2 protein-coding genes are annotated in these 2,507 nt (G+C 43.1%); both read left to right on the top strand.

All coding sequences use genetic code 11. The features are described 5' to 3' along the window. The first annotated feature begins 123 nt into the window (after window positions 1-123). Complete coding sequence (istA, locus tag Ga0451573_RS18780) at window positions 124-1,593, top strand: IS21 family transposase (RefSeq protein WP_231685724.1); 1,470 nt, start codon at window positions 124-126, stop codon at window positions 1,591-1,593. After that, entirely contained in the window at window positions 1,590-2,351 is a 762-nt protein-coding gene (gene istB, locus Ga0451573_RS18775; protein WP_231685723.1) for an IS21-like element helper ATPase IstB, read from the top strand. Before istA ends, istB begins: the two co-directional genes overlap by 4 nt. Window positions 2,352-2,507 lie beyond the last annotated feature (156 nt).

Below are 2,507 nucleotides of genomic sequence, written 5' to 3'. Positions count from 1 at the left end.
TATAAACGCTAGAATAAAAGTAAGCCAGAATTAAAGAAAACGCCAGGAAAAAAGTGAGCCACTTGTAATAAAAATCCTGTATAATCAGAGAGTCATAAATCTGGTGATATAGGAGGTAAAGGAGTGGCGATAGAAGTGGATATCTACGAGAAAATCCGGTATCTGCACGAGCACGAGAATTTGTCCCAGCGTTCGATTGCGAAAACTCTTGGTATATCAAGGAACACTGTGAGCCGGTATTTTGACGGCTCAAATGTTCCGTGGAAAAGGCAAGGTACGAGTGGCCGCAGTAAGTATGTAGTAACAGAGGAAGTGCTGGAATTCATCAAATCGTGTCTTGCCGCAGATGAGATGGAAAATATCAAAAAGCAGAAACACACGGCAAAAAGGATCTTCGACCGATTAGTCACCGAAAAAGACTTTACAGGCGGTGAATCAACGATAAGAGAGATTGTTGCAGAGCTTAGGGCCAAGCACCCGAAAGTGTTCATCCCCCTGTCGTATGACCCAGGTGAAGCAATACAGGTGGACTGGGGCGAAGCAACCGTGTACCTTGCAGGCAAAAAGCTAAAGGTTAATCTGTGGTGTATGCGGGAGTGTTACAGTGCCGATATGTTCTGCAAAGTATTTTACCGACAAAACGAGGAAAGTTTCCTTGAGGGGCAAATAACCGGGTTTGAATACTTTGGCGGTGCTCCTCACAAGGTGATCTTCGACAATGCCAAGGTTGCCGTTAAAGATGGCTTTGGCGTACATGCCAAGGTTCAGGATAGATATGCTGCCTTAGCGGCCCATTATGCCTTTCAAGCTGAATTCTGCAATATCGCCTCTGGGCATGAAAAGGGTCTTGTTGAGGGTCTTGTCGGCTGGGTTAGGCGCAATATCTTTGTGCCAATTCCAAGAGTAAATACCATAGATGAGCTGAATACCGAAATATTGCGTAGATGTTTAAAATATCGGAATCATAGAATTGTTGGCAGAGACCAGATAGTCGGCAAAATGGCTCAAAGCGCATGTTTAAGGATGGCAAAACTGCCACGGTTTAAGTTTGATCCCAGCAAGAGCATAATTGCCAGAGTAGATGATTTCTCAACAGTCAGGTTTGATTACAACAACTACTCCGTTCCGGTTAAGTATGCCAGCAAAGAGATAACTGTAAAAGGCTATGGTAATGAAATTGCATTTATGTATCGGGACTCCGAGATAGCTCGATATCCAAGGTGCTACGAAAGAGGTACCACAAAATATCGGCTTGAGCATTACTTAGAACTGATAGAACAACGCCCCCGTAGTGCCTACAATGCAAAACCGGTAAAGAACAACATCTCAGAAGCACTGATGGAAGTGGGCCGACGACTGTCAGGCCCTCATGAGATGGTAAAGCTTTTACGGATGTATGTGGATTTCGGTGAGGAAAGATTGATGACAGCAATTAAATGCGTACAGGGCACCGAAATAACTATCGAACAGATTCAGGCACATCTGATACCGGTTAATCAGCCTGCCAAGATACACCCCAGGCTTGACGTCAAAGTTGCAAAACCACAGTTTGGAAAATATGATAACCTTCTAACAAGGGGTGCTGCGGTATGAGTAGCTTAAATCCATTAAAAGAGTCAATAAAATTATACGCTAAACAACTTAAAACGCCGACCTTTAAGGGATATGAGAATGTTGTAAGACAACTTGCTACCGGCGATGGGTATGATAAATTTCTGTGTGAGCTTATGAAGCTTGAACTCTCCCAAAGGCGGGAAACTGGTCAGAAGCGAAAGATTAAAAGAGCAGGATTTCCTGTAATGAAAACCCTTGATGAATTTAACTTCTCAAGGTTGGAGCATGTTTCAGAAGGCTACATTCAGGAGCTTGCTTCTTGCGATTTTATCAAGAACAGGCAGAATATCGTGATGATAGGAAATCCTGGGTCTGGAAAGACCCACATTTCCATAGGGCTTGGAATGAAGGCCTGCTATGCTGGGTTCAATGTGCGATTTTATACTGCGGTTAACCTTGCAAATCAGCTTGCCGAAGCTGTGCAACTCCACCGGTTGTCAAAACTAGAAAAGAGCCTTTCCAAGGTGGATTTGCTGATCATTGACGAGCTTTCATATTTGACCTTCAATAGATACCAGTCGGAGATGCTGTTCCAGGTGATATCAGAGCGTTCTGAACGAGCCAGTATCATTTTAACTACCAATCTGGAGTTTTCAAGTTGGACTGACCTTTTTGAAAATGAAATCATGGTCGCTGCATTGATTGATAGAATAACCTTTCGATCCCATCTGCTCAATATGAATGTCAAGGATTCCTATAGGCTGGAACAGACGATATTAAACGGAAAAAAGGGTTAAAATTATGAATAGCATCACCACTCAAGCCCTATTTTTCATGCATTTATGTGGCTTACTTTTTTCCCAGCGTTTCTACAATAGTGGCTCACTTTTTTCCTGGCGCTAGTGGCTCATTTTTTTTCTGGCGACTGGCTCAGTTTTTTCTTGACAATCGCA

The sequence above is a fragment of the Phosphitispora fastidiosa genome (genome assembly GCF_019008365.1).
Classification (GTDB): domain Bacteria; phylum Bacillota; class Thermincolia; order Thermincolales; family UBA2595; genus Phosphitispora; species Phosphitispora fastidiosa.
This window is presented reverse-complemented; position numbering and strand designations above follow the sequence as displayed.

Bases quoted from the DNA above. Each gene is read 5' to 3' on its own strand.
- istB (WP_231685723.1), top strand. From the start codon at position 1,590: ATGAGTAGCTTAAATCCATTAAAAGAGTCAATAAAATTATACGCTAAA.